This window comes from Orenia sp., assembly GCF_055140805.1.
This window is the reverse complement of the sequence record NZ_JBSQYM010000076.1, coordinates 1-16322: the sequence shown is the minus strand read 5'-3', so window position 1 is coordinate 16322 and position 16322 is coordinate 1. Positions and strand designations below refer to the sequence as shown.

The 16322-nt window shown below is 32.9% G+C and carries 13 protein-coding genes and 1 tRNA gene; 1 reads left to right on the top strand and 13 read right to left on the bottom strand.

The genetic code is table 11. The features are described from left to right. Positions 1-254 precede the first annotated feature (254 nt). The 6 genes from ACTCDL_RS09025 to tyrS form a co-directional block, all read right to left on the bottom strand. Positions 255-1289, bottom strand: a complete 1035-nt coding sequence (locus ACTCDL_RS09025) for an AI-2E family transporter (RefSeq protein ID WP_463175942.1) — start codon at positions 1287-1289, stop codon at positions 255-257. Positions 1290-1303: 14 nt separating this feature from the next. After that, entirely contained in the window at positions 1304-1780 is a 477-nt protein-coding gene (locus ACTCDL_RS09020; protein ID WP_463175941.1) for a PRC-barrel domain-containing protein, read from the bottom strand. A gap of 173 nt (positions 1781-1953) precedes the next feature. Then, positions 1954-2685: an SIMPL domain-containing protein gene (locus tag ACTCDL_RS09015; RefSeq protein WP_463175939.1), complete on the bottom strand. Its 732-nt coding sequence runs from the start codon at positions 2683-2685 to the stop codon at positions 1954-1956. Positions 2686-3100: 415 nt separating this feature from the next. Further along, positions 3101-3754 carry a hydrolase gene (locus ACTCDL_RS09010; RefSeq protein WP_463175937.1) on the bottom strand — a complete coding sequence of 218 codons (654 nt, stop codon included), beginning with the start codon at positions 3752-3754 and terminating at the stop codon, positions 3101-3103. 10 nt (positions 3755-3764) lie between these two features. Next, complete coding sequence (gene yunB / locus ACTCDL_RS09005; protein ID WP_463175935.1) at positions 3765-4406, bottom strand: sporulation protein YunB; 642 nt, start codon at positions 4404-4406, stop codon at positions 3765-3767. Between the two features lie 86 nt (positions 4407-4492). Continuing rightward, on the bottom strand, positions 4493-5713 hold the full coding sequence (gene tyrS / locus ACTCDL_RS09000) for a tyrosine--tRNA ligase (protein WP_463175934.1): 1221 nt from the start codon (positions 5711-5713) through the stop codon (positions 4493-4495). Between the two features lie 931 nt (positions 5714-6644). Between tyrS and ACTCDL_RS08995 the strand changes: the two genes are divergently transcribed. Then, positions 6645-9020: a penicillin-binding protein 1A gene (locus ACTCDL_RS08995; protein WP_463175933.1), complete on the top strand. Its 2376-nt coding sequence runs from the start codon at positions 6645-6647 to the stop codon at positions 9018-9020. Positions 9021-9061: 41 nt separating this feature from the next. Here the strand turns inward: ACTCDL_RS08995 and ACTCDL_RS08990 are convergent, their stop codons facing one another. From ACTCDL_RS08990 to ACTCDL_RS08960, 7 genes are all read right to left on the bottom strand, one after another. After that, positions 9062-11434: an endonuclease MutS2 gene (locus ACTCDL_RS08990; protein ID WP_463175931.1), complete on the bottom strand. Its 2373-nt coding sequence runs from the start codon at positions 11432-11434 to the stop codon at positions 9062-9064. A gap of 46 nt (positions 11435-11480) precedes the next feature. After that, positions 11481-11975, bottom strand: a complete 495-nt coding sequence (locus ACTCDL_RS08985; protein WP_463175930.1) for a thioredoxin family protein — start codon at positions 11973-11975, stop codon at positions 11481-11483. Between the two features lie 417 nt (positions 11976-12392). Then, positions 12393-13220, bottom strand: a complete 828-nt coding sequence (locus tag ACTCDL_RS08980) for a CvfB family protein (protein WP_463175929.1) — start codon at positions 13218-13220, stop codon at positions 12393-12395. 228 nt (positions 13221-13448) lie between these two features. Further along, entirely contained in the window at positions 13449-15125 is a 1677-nt protein-coding gene (gene polX, locus ACTCDL_RS08975) for a DNA polymerase/3'-5' exonuclease PolX (protein WP_463175928.1), read from the bottom strand. Between the two features lie 21 nt (positions 15126-15146). Further along, on the bottom strand, positions 15147-15632 hold the full coding sequence (locus ACTCDL_RS08970) for a CvpA family protein (protein WP_463175927.1): 486 nt from the start codon (positions 15630-15632) through the stop codon (positions 15147-15149). Then, on the bottom strand, positions 15633-16010 hold the full coding sequence (locus ACTCDL_RS08965; RefSeq protein WP_463175926.1) for a cell division protein ZapA: 378 nt from the start codon (positions 16008-16010) through the stop codon (positions 15633-15635). A 233-nt stretch (positions 16011-16243) separates the two neighbouring features. After that, a tRNA-Gly gene (locus ACTCDL_RS08960) sits at positions 16244-16319 on the bottom strand. Between the last annotated feature and the right edge of the window lie 3 nt (positions 16320-16322).

Here is a 16322-nt window from a genome sequence, read left to right as displayed (position 1 = left end):
AAGTTTTAGCTACGGGTTTTAACCCGTAGTGTAACATGTCATCATCACCACAGGTTGAAACCTGTGGCTAGTAAATTTATCATTATAAAAAGTGTCACACTATCTTTCTATTATTTCATTCTAAAGTTGGATGACTATATAACACCATATTAAATTTGACTATAAAGTTGGACATCCATATCAACTGTACACTGTAAACTATTAACCATTGCTTTAAATTTAGTATAATACTAAGAATTATCATACTAAAAATGCTATCTATTGTCAACTGAGATTAATACTTCATAAATAATGTATCTTAGTAGTTCTTTGATGATAGCAGCAATAGGAACAGCCATTAACATCCCTATAATCCCAAGAAGTTCTCCCCCTGCTAAAAGTGAGAAGATAATAACTATAGGATGTAAGCCCACCTCCTCACCCATAATTTTGGGTGCAATAATTCCTCCTTCAACCTGTTGAATGATAAAAAAGAGAAAAATAACCATAATAACCAACTTACTTGACGTAAAACTAGCTATTATGACAGCTGGTAAGGCTCCCAAGATCGGGCCAAAATAAGGTACTACATTAAAAATACCCACTATTATTCCAATGATTAGATAAAATTTAATATTAAGTAGATAAAGGCCGATAGTAGCAAAAATAGCTACTAGTACACTAACTAATAATTGACCTTTAAAAAAGCCAAATAATGATCTATCTATTCTCCCTAACAAAACCTTAATTCCCTTCTTTCTTCTTTTAGGAATTAAAGACCATAAAAACTCTTTAATCACTTCCAAGTCCTTTAGTAGATAAAATGCAAGAATAGGGGCCATAATCAAACTGAACATTCTAGATAATAATCCTAAAAGTACTCCACTGGTTTTCTGGATAAACTCCAATGTATTCTCTTCTAATCTATTAATAGACTTGTCTAGGATAGTAGTTATAGTATCAGGAAGGTCAATTCGCTGATACTTAATGTTAATCTTATCTATCAAGCTCTCTAGCCTCATAGCATAATCAGGCAATCTATGAGCTAACACATCTAGCTCATCAATAATTGCTGGCAGAAAGGTTATTAAAATAAAAGAAAAGATAGTTATAAAGAGACCAAAGATAAAGATTAATGCTCCAATCCGGGGCTGTCCACGATCAATCAACTCCTCGACCAAGGGATTTATTAGATAAGCCAATAGTATTGCCAATATAAAAGGGAGTAGGATAACTCTAACATGATAGAAGAAATAAAAAGCCAGACAGATAATTAATAATAAAATACCCCTCTTCTCTTGATTTCCCAACCTCATCCCTCCTATTAAGGCAACCTCTTTGAACTTTCGACTATAATTGCATCTTTTCCATAGCTAACAGTATTATCTATCGTCAAAGTCTCTCTTCCTTGCAAAATATCTTGAATTAAGCCCTCACTTAGTTCATAGGCAACCAACTTTCCATTATCATTAAGGAGTATATCCTCAACCATCCCCAACTCTTCTCCTTGATCACTGATCACCTTATGTCCAATAACCTCTCCTTCATCTATTAAGCTCTGATATCTCTCTTGACATTCACCAATACAATTTTTATCCTCTATGACAACCATATCTTCACCTAAACTATATAACTTTTCATAAGGAATAAAGTCTTGACCTTTTCCCTTTTTCTTCTTTATCTTCAAACCCAATATACTTTGTAATTGATGGTCAAAAAATACATCTGTTACTTGACCTATCTCTTCACCTATCTCCAAATCTATTACTGCTAAACCTATTAAATCTTGACCTCTTTTCATGGTTATCCTCCTTAGTTCTTAGCCAAAATTTACAGCTAATAACTAATAATTATTATAACCAAGTTGCTTTGAAATAAACCTAATTAAGACTACAGAATAAAAAATAGAACCTACTTTCGTAGATTCCATCTTATACTTCTAGATAATATGCCCTTCTATTATAACTAACATAATTAATCTATCTCAAAAACAGCATGAACAGTTACTCGAATTTCTTTATGTTTAGTAGAAGTATTATAAACCCCTCCACTAGATACATTAGTTGAATAAGGCTCTGTAATCTGAAATACTCCAGATTTGATAGATATTGTCTTACCAAGATTTAGATCAGTATTCTCTAATATTTTATTAGCTCTCTCTTTAGCATTTACCATTGCTTTAGATATAATATCCTTTTTCAACTGGTCAATTTTAGAATAGAAATATTGTAAGTTAGAGTTTTCAATAACAACTCCTTTATCTAAGAGCTTGATTGGATCAAAGTTGAGTTCTTCTATCTCTTCTACCTTATCTGAGATAACATAGAAATGCTGTTGTAGTCTATACCCTCTAAAAACTTTACTACTTCGACCTTTTTCATTGATATAATCATACTCTTTATAAACATTAACAGGTTTGGTATTAATACCTTCTTGCTTGATTCCAATTGCTTTCAGCTCTGCTTTTAATTTATCAGTACTATCTTTTAATTGTAGATAACCTTTTTTAAGATTATCTTCTGAAATCTCCTCCTCTATAGTTATGTTCCATTTAACTCTATCTGCTACAAAGTCTCTAGATGCTAGCCCTACTACCTTTATAGTATTTACCTCTTTTTGGGCTTGATAAAAGAAGATTCCTAAAATCAACGAAGATACTATCAACCCTATGCTAAGCCCAAATACCACTTTTGTATTGCCCGCCATTATTATTCCTCCTTTTATTCTCTATATCTATAATTTTATAGTTTTGATAATTAAAATACAATGGTAAATATAAACCAAGCTTTAATCATCATCATTTTGATATAGGTATGTGAATTATCCCCCACCTAACCTCCCCTACGAGTTTTTAAAAGACCAAAAACTCTTCGTGGAATCTCAATTTTTAAATGTCCCCCTTAAAAGGGGAGGAACAAAAAAGAAGTTAAAGTTCTCTCCTTATCAGGGAGAGGATTTAGGAGAGGGTCGTTTACTCACACTCATAGCTCACACTCGACACGAAAGTGTCGTATTATCTCTATATAGCATCATGGTTAAATTTTATTATAGATTCACCAACCTATAAAATCCCCCTGTTAGCAACCTAAAAAATAAAAGCAGGCATCTGCCTGCTTGGAAATCATGTACGATATGTTGCCATCAAATCCTTCATCAATTGGGTTGTAGTTGGAGGTGTATAAACGATAGCATTTGCACCTGCATCAATAGTCTCCTCTATCGCTTTAGTAGTTGAACCACCTGTTGCCATAATAGGAACATCAGGATATCTATCTCTAATGTATCTAACTACTTCAACTGTATCTTTACCTGCACAGACATTGAGGATATCAGCCCCATTCTTTAATCTCTCTTCTACCCTCTCTGTAGATATAACTGAGACAATAATAGGAATCTCGACAGCCTGCCTCACAGCTGATAAGGTCTTATTATCGATAGGAGCATTCAATACTACCCCCAAAACCCCTTGAAACTCTGCATCTAAAGCTAGCTCAACCACTCTATCCCCTTGAGTAGTTCCTCCACCTATCCCCACCATCAATGGCATATTAGCTACTGTGGCTAAGGCATGAGAGAGTATCGGCTGTGGTGTAAAAGGATAAACAGCCATAATCGCATCAGCATTATTATTCTTAATCACGACAACATCAGTAGTAAAGATAATAGATTTGACAAAACGACTTAGAATATGTATCCCTGTAGCCTTATCAATAATTTTAGGTACTTCTATACATTTACTATATAAAGGTGTTTTAACTTTAAATTCCTTCTTCATAGTAACCTCCTCACTCCTTTTTGATTACCCCTTCTTTAAAGAGTCCTTTTTCTAATCCTATATATACTTGGGGAACCTGACCAACAATTACAGCCTCTGTCATAGGAACCTGTGTACTGACAGCTATCTCTGTTCCTGTAAGGGGAACAACTACCCTCACCTTAGTATCTACCTTCAAATAAAGCCTATGGCGTGTTTGATTAATACCTACTGAATCAAACTCATCAACAACATCAGTCTTTACAGCTCCATGGGGTATTATCCGAGCATTAATTCTTGGACTGAATTTAGATAAGACTTCAACCCCAAAAATTTGAGATATAGGTATAGTAATAACCCTTTCACTGAGGTTATTCAATCTCCCCTGTATCTCTAAAGTTACATCAGAAGATAATCTATTTACAAACTTTAAATTGGGTTCCATTAAAATTATATGACCTTGCTTATTTGTCTTAATCCTAACCATATCATTATAAGATAATCCACTAGTAGCTTGATTAATACTTTTATTGATAACAGTTGTTAATATTCCTGTAACTTCTACTTCACAGACATTATTTAAAATAGGTTGTAAAGTAGTTTCTATCAGTATTACAAAGAGTAAGGCAAAGATTATTATTACTATTAATCCAATTTTTAGAAATCTTTTCAAGAAAAAAAGCACTCTAACCACCCCTTAATATCTTATTAATTAAAGGGTGATTTTGTGCAAAATTATTTCTAAATTAAATAAAATTTCTACTTCAAAATTATCTTAGCAAATCTTCTCTTCCCAACTTTGATAACCATTCCATCTTTTACTTCTATATCAAGGTTCATCTTATCATAGCGTTCATCATCTATACTGACAGCACCTTGTTTAATCATACGGCGAGCTTCACTGTTACTATCTACCAATCCAGTAGCAGCCACCAATTTGACAATCCATAGCTTCCCATCCTCTAAATCACTGCTAGCCACTTCTACTTCTGGAATCTCATCAGGAGTATCTCCTTTTTTAAAGACTCTTTCAAACTCCTCTTGAGCATCAGAGGCGGTCTGCTTATCATAATATTTACTTACTATCTCTCTAGCAACCTTCTTTTTCATCTTCATTGGATGTAGCTCACCATTAGCTAAACCTTCTTTAATCTTATTTAGCTCTTCTAATGAAATATCTGTTAATAATTCAAAGTAACGTGTGATCAGCTCATCAGGCATAGACATAGCTTTACCAAACATCTCACTAGGTGCTTCATTAATTCCTATGTAATTTCCTTTACTCTTACTCATCTTATCGACACCATCTAGACCTTCTAACAAAGGCATCATAATAATTGCTTGTGCCTCTTGACCATATTCTTTTTGCAAATTACGCCCTGCTAATAGATTAAATCTCTGATCAGTTCCACCTAATTCAACATCAGCCTCAATTGCTACTGAATCATAGCCCTGTAAAATTGGATAAAAGAACTCATGGATACTAATTGGTTGGTTATTAGAGTATCTCTTAGAGAAGTCCTCTCTTTCTAACATCCTAGCTACTGTATAATTAGATGATAACTGGATAGCATCACTAAAGCCCATCTCTCCAAACCATTGACTGTTAAAAACCACCTTAGTCTTCTTAGGGTCTAATATCTTAAAGATCTGCTCTTCATAGGTTTTAGCATTCTCTTTAACCTCTTCTTCAGTCAATTGAGTTCTAGCCTTAGATTTACCTGTTGGATCCCCAATTCTACCAGTAAAATCACCAATCAATAAGATAATTTCATGTCCTAAATCTTGAAACTGCTTTAACTTCTGTAAAACTACAGTATGTCCCAGATGGATATCAGGAGCAGTCGGATCTAGACCTAATTTCACCTTCAATGCTTTACCTTCTGCTTTAGATTTCTTCAATTTCTTGACTAAATCCTCTTCACCAATCATCTCATCGATACCTCGTTTGATTATCTTCAACTGTTCTGCGATTTCCATTACCTTTCCCCCTATTGTCAAATATATATAGAATTAAAAATTATGTACATTGTAAAAAGTAAAGTTGCCTATAAGCAACTGTTCAAGTTTAAACCTAAGTCTAAGGTCAAGTAATTTTTAATGTTTTACTTAAACTGAAACTTAGACTTATAATAATAAATTTAAATTAAAAAACTCTTTCCTCTTATATATTAATAGAGAAAGAGTGTTTATTTATCTGAAAATACTTTTTTAACATTATATCATAAGTAGAGTCCAATATCAAATGTGTAAAAATAATCCATTTGGTTCGTATGATTGATAGCTAAACGGGGAATTTACTATATATAAAGTCTATTTTATGTTATAATATTTAAAGGTCTTAGCACAGGTAAGCAACTAATAAAGATAGTATTTATTATGAGCTAATTTCATAAAAAATATTAGAAAGCTAGAAATAATGGTAAATCATCTTTTACCTTGATAAAATAATTATAAATTCTATTAAAATCTTATGAATAAAATAATAATTGGTTCAATAACAAGCTTTGTGATTAACAATAGTTATAGCTCAAAATATAACCTTAGGAATCTGGAATCAGGAGTCAGAAAGCTGTGAATTATACTGATTCCAAATTCCTGATAACCGATTTCTTATATTTTATTATTAGTTATCAATTTGTTTTTTCACAAAAGTCATGGAAGAGCCTAATAATTTTTTAATATATAGGTATGTGAATTCAAAATGAAAGTTAATGGGGATATTGCGACACTTCTTATAAGTGTAAGTTGGTGTGGGAGTGTGAGTGAAATTCAATAAAAAGGCACTTCACACACACTCAAACTACTCACTCACACCGACACGAAAGTGTCGTAATATCTCTCTATAGCCTCATGGTTAAATTTTATTCTAGATTCACGAACCTATATACCTTTTAAAGGAGGGAGTATGTTGTCTAAAGACAGGCAAAAGATTAAACAACTGATTATAATATTAATTATATTAGCTATGGCTATTGGTATGGGTGCGATAATCGGTGGAGTCACCTGGATTATCAAAAGAAGCCCCGACATCTCTGATTATGGTCAGTGGCAGACAAGCGAAAGCAGTGTAGTATATGCTGCTAATGGTGAAGTTTTAACTAAATTATATAAAGAGGACAGAATCTATGTTCCGATTCAAAAGATACCGAAAAATTTACAACACGCTATTGTAGCAATCGAAGATGAACGCTTCTATCAGCATTATGGAATAGATATTAGAGGTATTCTAAGAGCTATCTGGGTAGATATCAAAGCAATGGCTAAAGTGGAAGGTGCTAGTACTATTACTCAGCAATTAGCTAAAAACGCCCTACTTACCCACGAAAAGTTATTCTCTCGTAAATTACAAGAAATGTATATCGCTATGCAATTTGAAAGAATGTATACTAAGTCAGAAATTCTTGAATTTTATCTAAATGAAATCTTTTTGGGACACAGTGCTTATGGTGTACAAAGTGCTGCTAAATTTTATTTTAATAAGAATGTAGAAGATTTAACTCTTGCTGAATCTGCTTTAATAGCAGGATTACCTAAAGCACCTAATAGCTATTCCCCTTATAGAAACATAGAAAAGGCAAGAAAGCGTAGAAACCTTGTGCTAACAAAGATGTTAGAACAAGGATATATCTCTCAAAATGATTACAATAAAGCAATTAATGAGGAGATCAAGCTAGAAAGGGCCAAAGAAAACAATGCTGAAATTGCCCCTTATTTCGTTGAATACATTAGAAAAAAATTACTTGATAAATTTGGTGCTAAACAGGTTTATACTGGTGGGTTAAAGGTTTATACTACTTTAGATTTAGATATGCAAAAAGAAGCTCAAGAAACAGTAGACCATGCCTTTGAAACCAACTATTTACCTACTATTGTTCGCCAAAGGGGTCAAAGCAAGACTCAGCCACAGATAGCCTTGCTTACTATTGATCCCCATACTGGCTATATTAAAGCAATGATTGGTGGGCGTGGTGATGACAAATTTAATCGCACAACCCAAGCTTATCGACAACCAGGTTCCTCTTTTAAACCCTTTGTTTATGCTACAGCTATCAAACAAGGTGCTGGAACTGGAACCGTAGTAGATGATACACCCAAAGGATATAAAACCACACTCAATGGTGATGAAGATGAGCTATGGATTCCTAAAAACTATGATGGAAAGTATCATGGTCCAACTACTTTGAGAATAGCTTTAGCAAAATCACTTAATGTTTCAGCTGTTAGGTTACTAGAAAGAGTAGGTATTGACAATGCTATGAATGTTGCTAAAAGTCTAGGAATCAAAAACCTAGTACCTCAAGATAGGAATCTATCTTTAGCTTTAGGTGGATTAACCAAAGGTGTAACACCTTTAGAGATGGCAACAGCCTATGGAGTTTTTGCTACTGGTGGTATCAAAACAGATCCTATAGCTATTACTAAAGTTGAAGATAATAATGGTAATATAATCTTATCAAATGAAGTTCATCGCAATATTGTCCTTGATGAGAGTGTAGCCTATCTAGTAACAGATATGCTTAAATCTGCTATCTCTCGGGGACCTTTAGTCTGGGGAACTGGTTGGAGAGCTTATTTAGGCAGACCTGCTGCTGGTAAGACTGGAACAACCTCTGATTATACTGATGCTTGGTTTGTTGGTTATACCCCTGATTTAGTAACATCAGTCTGGCTGGGTGAGGACTCTCCTACTAGAATGGAATATCAAATGAAAGATAAAGAAGGAAATCTCATCAAAGATGGTAATGGTAAGATCAAAATGGATATCATCTCCAGTGGTGAAGCATCTAAAATCTGGGGAGATTATATGAAGAAAGTTGTTAAAAATAGACCAGTTAAAGAGTTTAAAAGACCGAATAATATTATTGCTAAAGAAATCTGTATTGAAGATGGTAAATTACCTAACCAATACTGCCCAGTTGAAGCAAGACGCGAAGAGCTATTTATTGAGGGTACAGAACCAACAGAAGTTGGAACTTTACACAAAGCAACTGCTAAGATAAAAATAGATAAGTCTACTGGTTTAATAGCTACAGATTACTGCCCTCCCGAGGAAGTAGTAACTAGAACTTATCAAGTAGAAACAGGTATTATTGTCGATAAAACTGGAGTTCCAATTAAGAAGATAGATCCAGAGACTAAATTACCATTGACAGATGAAGAAGGAAATTATATCTATGAAACCATTCCAACAAAAAAATGTGATATTCACGCTCCACAAAATCCAGCTGAAGAAATTAAGGATAAGATATTTGACTTCTTTAACCTGTTAAGAGGTAAAGAATAAAAAAGTAGGCTAGGGCATATGCCCTAGCCTACTTTCTACTATTAAAAGTTTACTATAGTAACTCCAAAACCACCCTCTTGGGGCTTGCCAAAGCGATATTCCTGTACACTTGGATAGTTATCCAAAATCTCATGGACTACATCCTTTAAAACACCTGTCCCTTTACCATGAATGATCTCAATTTGACTTAAATTAGTTAACATTACATCATCTAAATACTTCTCAACCTTCATCTTGGCATCTAAAGCTCTCATCCCCCTTAAATCTAATTTAGGAGAGATATTCCTTGCTTTATTACCTTTAACCTTACTATAATTGACCTTAGTAAAGTTACTATCATCTTGATTCTGTTGATTACCGTCAACCTTCTCTAAATCTCTTAAATCTATATTTACCTTCATAATACCTGCTTGAACAAGAGCCTGCTTCTTATCAGGAAATAATTGAATAACCTCCCCCTTCTTGCTCAAGCTAACAATTTTAACTTTATCTCCAATCTCTAAATCAGGAATTCCTCTATTCTGTCTTGCTTCTTCAAGCAACTTACCTTCTTTATTTTTAATCCCTTTACGCTCTTTCCGCAGTCCACTTCTTGCTTCTTCAATCTCCCTATCGGTAGCTCGTTCTTTCTCTTTTAGCTCTTCTATTATCTTATTTGCTCTATCTTGTGCCCGCTTGATAATCTTATTAGCTTCTCGATAAGCATCTTTTAGCTCTTTTTCTTCTCTCTCTTCTAAAGAGCTAAGTTTATTCTCATATTCTTCTTTAAGCCTTTTGGCTTCTTGATTAATAATCTCTGCTTCTTCTTTTTTATCATTATACTCTTTTCTATCCCGTTCTATCTCTTTTAAAATATTATCTAGCTCTATATTGTCCTTTGCCAATAAATTATTAGCATCTGCAATAATATCTTCTCTCAAACCTAGTTTGCTGGCTATTTGAAAGGCATTACTGCTACCTGGTAATCCCATCTGTAATCTATAAGTAGGTTGCAGGGTCTCAACATCAAATTCTACTGAAGCATTCTCAACTCCTTCATTAGAATAGGCATAGGTTTTAAGTTCACTATAATGGGTTGTAGCAATGGTTTTAGCACCCTTTTGGTGCAAATAGTCTAATAAAGACATCGCTAAAGCTGCACCCTCAGCAGGGTCAGTACCAGCTCCTAACTCATCTAATAATACTAGGGAATTATCATCAACCTCTTCAATAATCTTAATAATATTATTCATATGAGAGGAGAAGGTACTCAAGTTCTGCTCAATACTCTGTTCATCACCTATATCACTATAGACCTGATGATAGATTCCAAGACTAGAACCTGATAGTGCTGGGATATGCAATCCAGACTGGGACATTAAAATTAGTAAACCAACAGTTTTTAAGGTAACAGTCTTTCCTCCTGTATTAGGTCCGGTAATCACAAGGGTATTAAAATCTCTACCCAATTCAATATCATTAGCCACTACCTCACCTGTTATCAATGGATGGCGTGCCTTAATTAATTTAATCTCTCCATCACCATTAAGCAAAGGCTCTGAGCCACTTATTTCCGTACTGTATTTGGCCTTAGCAAAGATAAAGTCTAATATAGCCAATATCTGTACAGTATTTTTAATATCATTGACTCTCTTTTTTACCTTTAAAGATAGCTCTTTTAAGATTCGATAGACCTCTTCTTCCTCCTGTGAGGATAACTGGCGAAGCTTATTATTGAGTTTGACTACAGGCATAGGCTCAATAAATAAGGTTTGACCACTAGCTGACTGATCATGGACAATACCTGGGACTTGATGCTGGGCTTCTGATTTTATCGGTATTACATACCTATTATCACGAATTGTGATCACAGACTCCTGGATATACTTCCGATAGCGACTTGAATTAACAATAGAATTTAATTGATCTCTAACCCCTTCGCTAGTTCTCCTAATATTCTTTCTGATTTCTCTTAACTTAGGAGTAGCATCATCCTTGACCTCACCTCGCTCATCTATTGCCGATTTAATAGTTTTTTCTAAATCCTTAAAACTTCCAATATTACTGGCTATATTAATTATCCTATAGTACTCATTATCCTCATCATCTAAATTAGTAAAATAGCTACTTAACCTGTGACCCGTTACTAAAGTGTTTAAGATATTTAATAATTCCTCACCATATAACACAATATCCTTCTCTACCTTTGATAGGGAATCCCTAATATCATAGATTCCACCAAAAGGAGGCCTCTCTTCTTTTACTAAAATCTGTTTAGCCTGACTTACCTCTTCTTGCCTTGCTCTAATATAATCTATATCAGTTTTAGCCTCTAGATTATCAACAAAAGTCTCTGTCAATTTACTACTGATATGCTTACGCAACTGTTCTTTTACCTTATTAAACTCTAACACCTTCAATGCATGTTTATCCATTCAATATATCACCTTTCTTATCAAGATTCTTTAATCTAGAATCTAGTTATCTCAGTATTATCTCTTCTAAAATCTCCTGCTCTATTAAGCTGTTGTCTGCTCCACCTCTATAACCTTTAATTAGCTCTTTCTTCTTCTCTTCACCTATACCCTCTAATCTTTTCTTAAAAACTTTAGGAAATTCGATAAACTGACCTATCAGTTGATTATTGTTATCAAATCTTAAAATCGTAGGGATCCTAGCCACTCCTATATATTCTTCCATTATCTCTTCATATCCTCTGCGGGGAAAAATATATGTACATATATTATTATTTAACTCTTTCATCTTCTCTAAATAAGGTAGCAGTATCCTACAATCTGGACAATATATCTCGGCAAATATTATAATGGCTATCTTTTCTGTTATTTTACTAATAACCTCCTTAGTATTATCTGCCAAATTGACTTGATTATATATCTCTAACTGTTCTTTTTTATATTCTCCTTTAGATGAGTTGAGATATTGCTGAAAATCAATCCCCTCTTCTAAATTAATCATGAAGGTTCCCCCTTTATTTAATACTGTAATAAATGATAGATAAGTAGTTCCAAAAAACATATATAATAATTACTTATTGACACTCCCCATCACCTTAATATCTTATGCTAAAACTGATACAATAGAGAGATTACGACAGTAACAAGTGATGAGTAACAAGTGACCAGAGAAGATTTTTACTCATTACCCGTCACTCATCACTAATTACTAAAGTATCCCAATACTCCTATAAAATGAGATTGCCAGCATCACAATTTAGCTAGCACAATATCTTATTCTAGTATTAATATTCATAAGTAAAGACCTTTAATCTAAATAGATTAAAGGTCTTTACTATTTATCTGTTTAACATAATAGAACTTCAAGAAGCTATAATTAGTATAAAGCTGAACTATATATAGCTTAAAATCAGCTAAATTAATCCCTTAATCTAATTCCTTCATCGGTTATATCTATAATCTCTTCCTTATAAAGTCCCCCAATTGCCTTCTTAAATGTACCTTTACTCATCTGTAGTAATTTTTTAATAAGATGTGGAGAACTTTTATCATTTAAAGAGATAAACCCTTCTTCTTCTTTTAACTTTTTAAGAATTTTATCCTTAGCATCCTCTACCCTACCATACCCAGGCTTTCTTAAACTTACATCCAGCTTATTATCTTCTCTAACCTTCTTAATATATCCTTTATATCTCTGCCCAATCTTTAAGTTTTTGTAGATATCATCACTATAAACCAATCCATAATATTTGTTATTAACTATTACCTCTACTCCTAAATCGGTATATCTATAAATTAAAATATCTACTTCATCACTTTCAGATACATCCAGCTCACTATGGTCAACAAACCTATCAAATTTCTCGGTAGCCACGATTCTATCTGTCTCTTGGTCAAGATACACCCTTACCACATAACTCTTACCCTCTCTCATTTTACCCCGTTGTTCCCTATAAGGAACCAATAAATCCTTTGCTAATCCCCAATCTAAAAAAGCACCAATTCTAGTAACATCTTTCACCTCTAAATATGCATAATCTCCAACCTCTGCCTTAGGAGTTAATGTAGTTGCTATAGGTCTATCCTCAGAATCTTTATAGATAAATACATTTAAATTGTCATCAAGCTTAGTATTTTCAGGAATATATTTATTTGGTAAAAGTATCTCCTCACCATCTATCTCTAAATATAAACCAAAATCAGTCTCTTTTACTACTTTTCCTTCATTATGCTTTCCTATCTTCACTTTTCCATCTCCTTTAATTATTATTAAATATATAAATATCAAATTTTATCATCAAATTTAAATATGTCTTTATAGATAGATATTACGACACTTTGTGTTGAGTGTGAGCTATGGAGTGTGAGTGTGTATAAAACTTCTTTTTATGGGGGGTTACTCACACTCAGAAACCCACTCACGCTAATTTTAAAACTGTCGCAATATACCTATTAAGTTTTACCTTATAATTAATTATTTAGCTAAAAAATTTCTGAATTCATTTAACCCTAAAGTATTGAGTACATCATCTTTCTCTAACCAGCCCTTTCTGGCTACTCCAACTCCAAAACTCATATTATCTAAATGTTTAATTTTATGAGCATCTGTATTGATAATAAATTTAGCACCTAATTGATGAGCCAATCTAACCTGTTGATAATTTAAGTCCAATCTTTTAGGTGAAGCATTGATCTCCAAAATAGTATTGCTTTCTATAGCTTTATGTACAAGTCTTTCAAAGTCAATACTATATGCTCCCCTCCCAAGAACTATCCTGCCTGTAGGATGTGCTAGAATATGGACATAAGGATGTTCTAATGCCCTTATGATTCTTTCCATCATCCTCTCTCTAGAATTATTGAATCCACTATGTACTGATGCTATTACTATATCTAGCTGAGCTAAAATATCATCACTATAATCCAATCCATCATTTAAAATATCCACCTCAGCTCCCTTTAAAATAGTAATATCTAAGCTCTCATTTAATTTATCTATCTCCTCCCACTGTGCTTTCAATCTGTCAAGAGTTAATCCATTGGCCACAGTCAAACTCTGGGTATGATCACAGATGGCCATATATTGATATCCTCTTTTTTGACAGGCTAAAGCCATCTCCTTAATTGTATATCGCCCATCACTCCATCTAGAATGCATATGCAAATCGCCTTTAATATCTTTTAGTTCAATACTGTTAGGTAACTTGTTATCTTGGGCTCTATCTATACTTTCTAAATCATCACGCAACTCAGGAATAATATAAGGTAAATTAATAGATTTAAATATCTCCTGTTCATCTTTAACAGCATCTGTTATCTTATCTTTTGCTATATCATTAATAACTTCCTGCAACTTTTGATTATACTCTTCAGAAGCTGTTGTCCAGAAGACTTTCTGCCAAAATAATGAATTATCAGTTCCAAAAATCTTAATTTTAACTCCTAGTTTAGTATCTAGCAAAAATGTCTTATCATTCAACTCATCTATATCAGAAATAATAGGCACTTTTTTAAGTAAATTTATTATTTCATCAAAATTATTACTGGCTATAACTAAACTAATTTGATCAATAATCTCTTCTTTTCTTCTGATAGCACCTGTGACTTCAACATTATCCACTTCTTTAAACTTTTCTATGTAATCTTTAAACTGATAAGCTAGATTAGTTGCATAACCTAAATCTAATTTATTTTTTTCAGATAACAACTTATCTACACTCTTTAAAATTTTCTCTTCAGTTTTAGAACCAATCCCAGATAATTGAGATAGTTCTTCTGCCTGAGCCTTTTTTTTCAAACTCTCTAAGTCCTTAATCCCAAGTTCCCTGTAAAACTGTTTAACCTTACTGACACCCACCCCAGAAACTTTCAACAGAGAAATTAATGTAGGTGGATATTCTTTAGCTAAATCTTTGTAATCTTGGCAAGTCCCAGTTTCAACTATCTCTTCAATATTCTTAGCCAAGCCCTCCCCAATACCAGAAAGCTCTGTTAGCCTATCCTCCTGAATTAATTGTGCTATATCAACCTCTAAATCTCTCAACAACTTACTGGCTCTTTCGTAAGCTCCTATTTTATAATTATTTGCTCCTTTTATCTTCAATAAATTTGTAATATCATCAAAGATTACACTAACTATTAAATTATTCATAACTGTTGCCTCCAATTAATATCATTTAGAAAACTCTTCTATCTCTTTATCAATTACCCTGCTAAAGCTCAATATCTTAGGAGCAAAATAAGATTGAGAAATCTCCTGTTCTACTAAATCTATAGGGACAATATTTAATAATAATAATCCAATATATAAGATCAAAAACCCTTTCACAAGTCCAAATAATAGACCACCAAAATTATCAATAAAGGATAAAAAGATTATATCTAATAACTGAGTAAGAAAGTATCCTATATAATTAATTATCAAGGTAACAATTATAATTATTATAAAAAAGGATAGTATTTCTGCTAATTTTGCAGAAAGATCAAACTCTCTAGCTAAAAATCCTGAAATAATAGTATACTGCTCCTGAGCAACATAAATAGCAATTACAATAGCCATTATTGCAGTTAACTGTTTAATTAATCCTAGCTTATAGCCTCTAATCATAAATAATACTGCAAGAATAACAACTACAATATCTATTAAATTAAATTCCAATTAACCTAGCTCCCCCTTCTCAATCAAATCTAAAAATTCTTCATACTCTTCTTTTAAAGCTAAATTCTCTTCTTTTAATTTATTATTTTCTGAAAGAATTTTTTTAAAACTACTCTCTAATTTATTATTATCTTCTTTTAATTTTCCATTCATTTCTTGTACTTTATAGAGCTGATCTGCTAAGTTGAGAACACCTAAGATTATTATTCTCTTTCTAGAAATTGATGGTGCATATTCTTGAATCTCTTTCATATGCTCATCAACAAAGGATGCTATGCTTTTAATGTATTCAGGTGACTCACTTCCCTTAATTTTATATTCTTCACCTAGAATTTCCACTTTAACTTCAGACTTATTAGAAGAATTTTCTATGCTCAATATTATTCCCTCCAAAGAGTTTTTTAATGTTAATTATTAATCTATAAGTAAATTAAATCATTAATCTATTATGAATAAATATTTAATCAAAAAATTTATATAGAGAAGAAAGCTTTAATAATATTATAAAATATCCCTAACTGTATAAATATTCAACAAAGCATTAGTAAAATCCTTCTCCAAATACTAGAAAAACCTTGTTATCCTAGGATAACAAGGTTGAGTATATAAAATGGAGCGAAAGACGAGATTCGAACTCGCGACCTTCTCGTTGGCAACGAGATGCTCTACCAGCTGAGCTACTTTCGCATG

What these genes read in the sequence shown, in the direction of transcription:
- ACTCDL_RS09020 (WP_463175941.1), bottom strand. Translation starts at nt 1,780, where the DNA reads ATGAAAAGAGGTCAAGATTTAATAGGTTTAGCAGTAATAGATTTGGAG.
- ACTCDL_RS09015 (WP_463175939.1), bottom strand. Translation starts at nt 2,685, where the DNA reads ATGGCGGGCAATACAAAAGTGGTATTTGGGCTTAGCATAGGGTTGATA.
- ACTCDL_RS09010 (WP_463175937.1), bottom strand. Translation starts at nt 3,754, where the DNA reads ATGAAGAAGGAATTTAAAGTTAAAACACCTTTATATAGTAAATGTATA.
- tyrS (WP_463175934.1), bottom strand. Translation starts at nt 5,713, where the DNA reads ATGGAAATCGCAGAACAGTTGAAGATAATCAAACGAGGTATCGATGAG.
- ACTCDL_RS08990 (WP_463175931.1), bottom strand. Translation starts at nt 11,434, where the DNA reads ATGGATAAACATGCATTGAAGGTGTTAGAGTTTAATAAGGTAAAAGAA.
- ACTCDL_RS08985 (WP_463175930.1), bottom strand. Translation starts at nt 11,975, where the DNA reads ATGATTAATTTAGAAGAGGGGATTGATTTTCAGCAATATCTCAACTCA.
- polX (WP_463175928.1), bottom strand. Translation starts at nt 15,125, where the DNA reads ATGAATAATTTAATAGTTAGTGTAATCTTTGATGATATTACAAATTTA.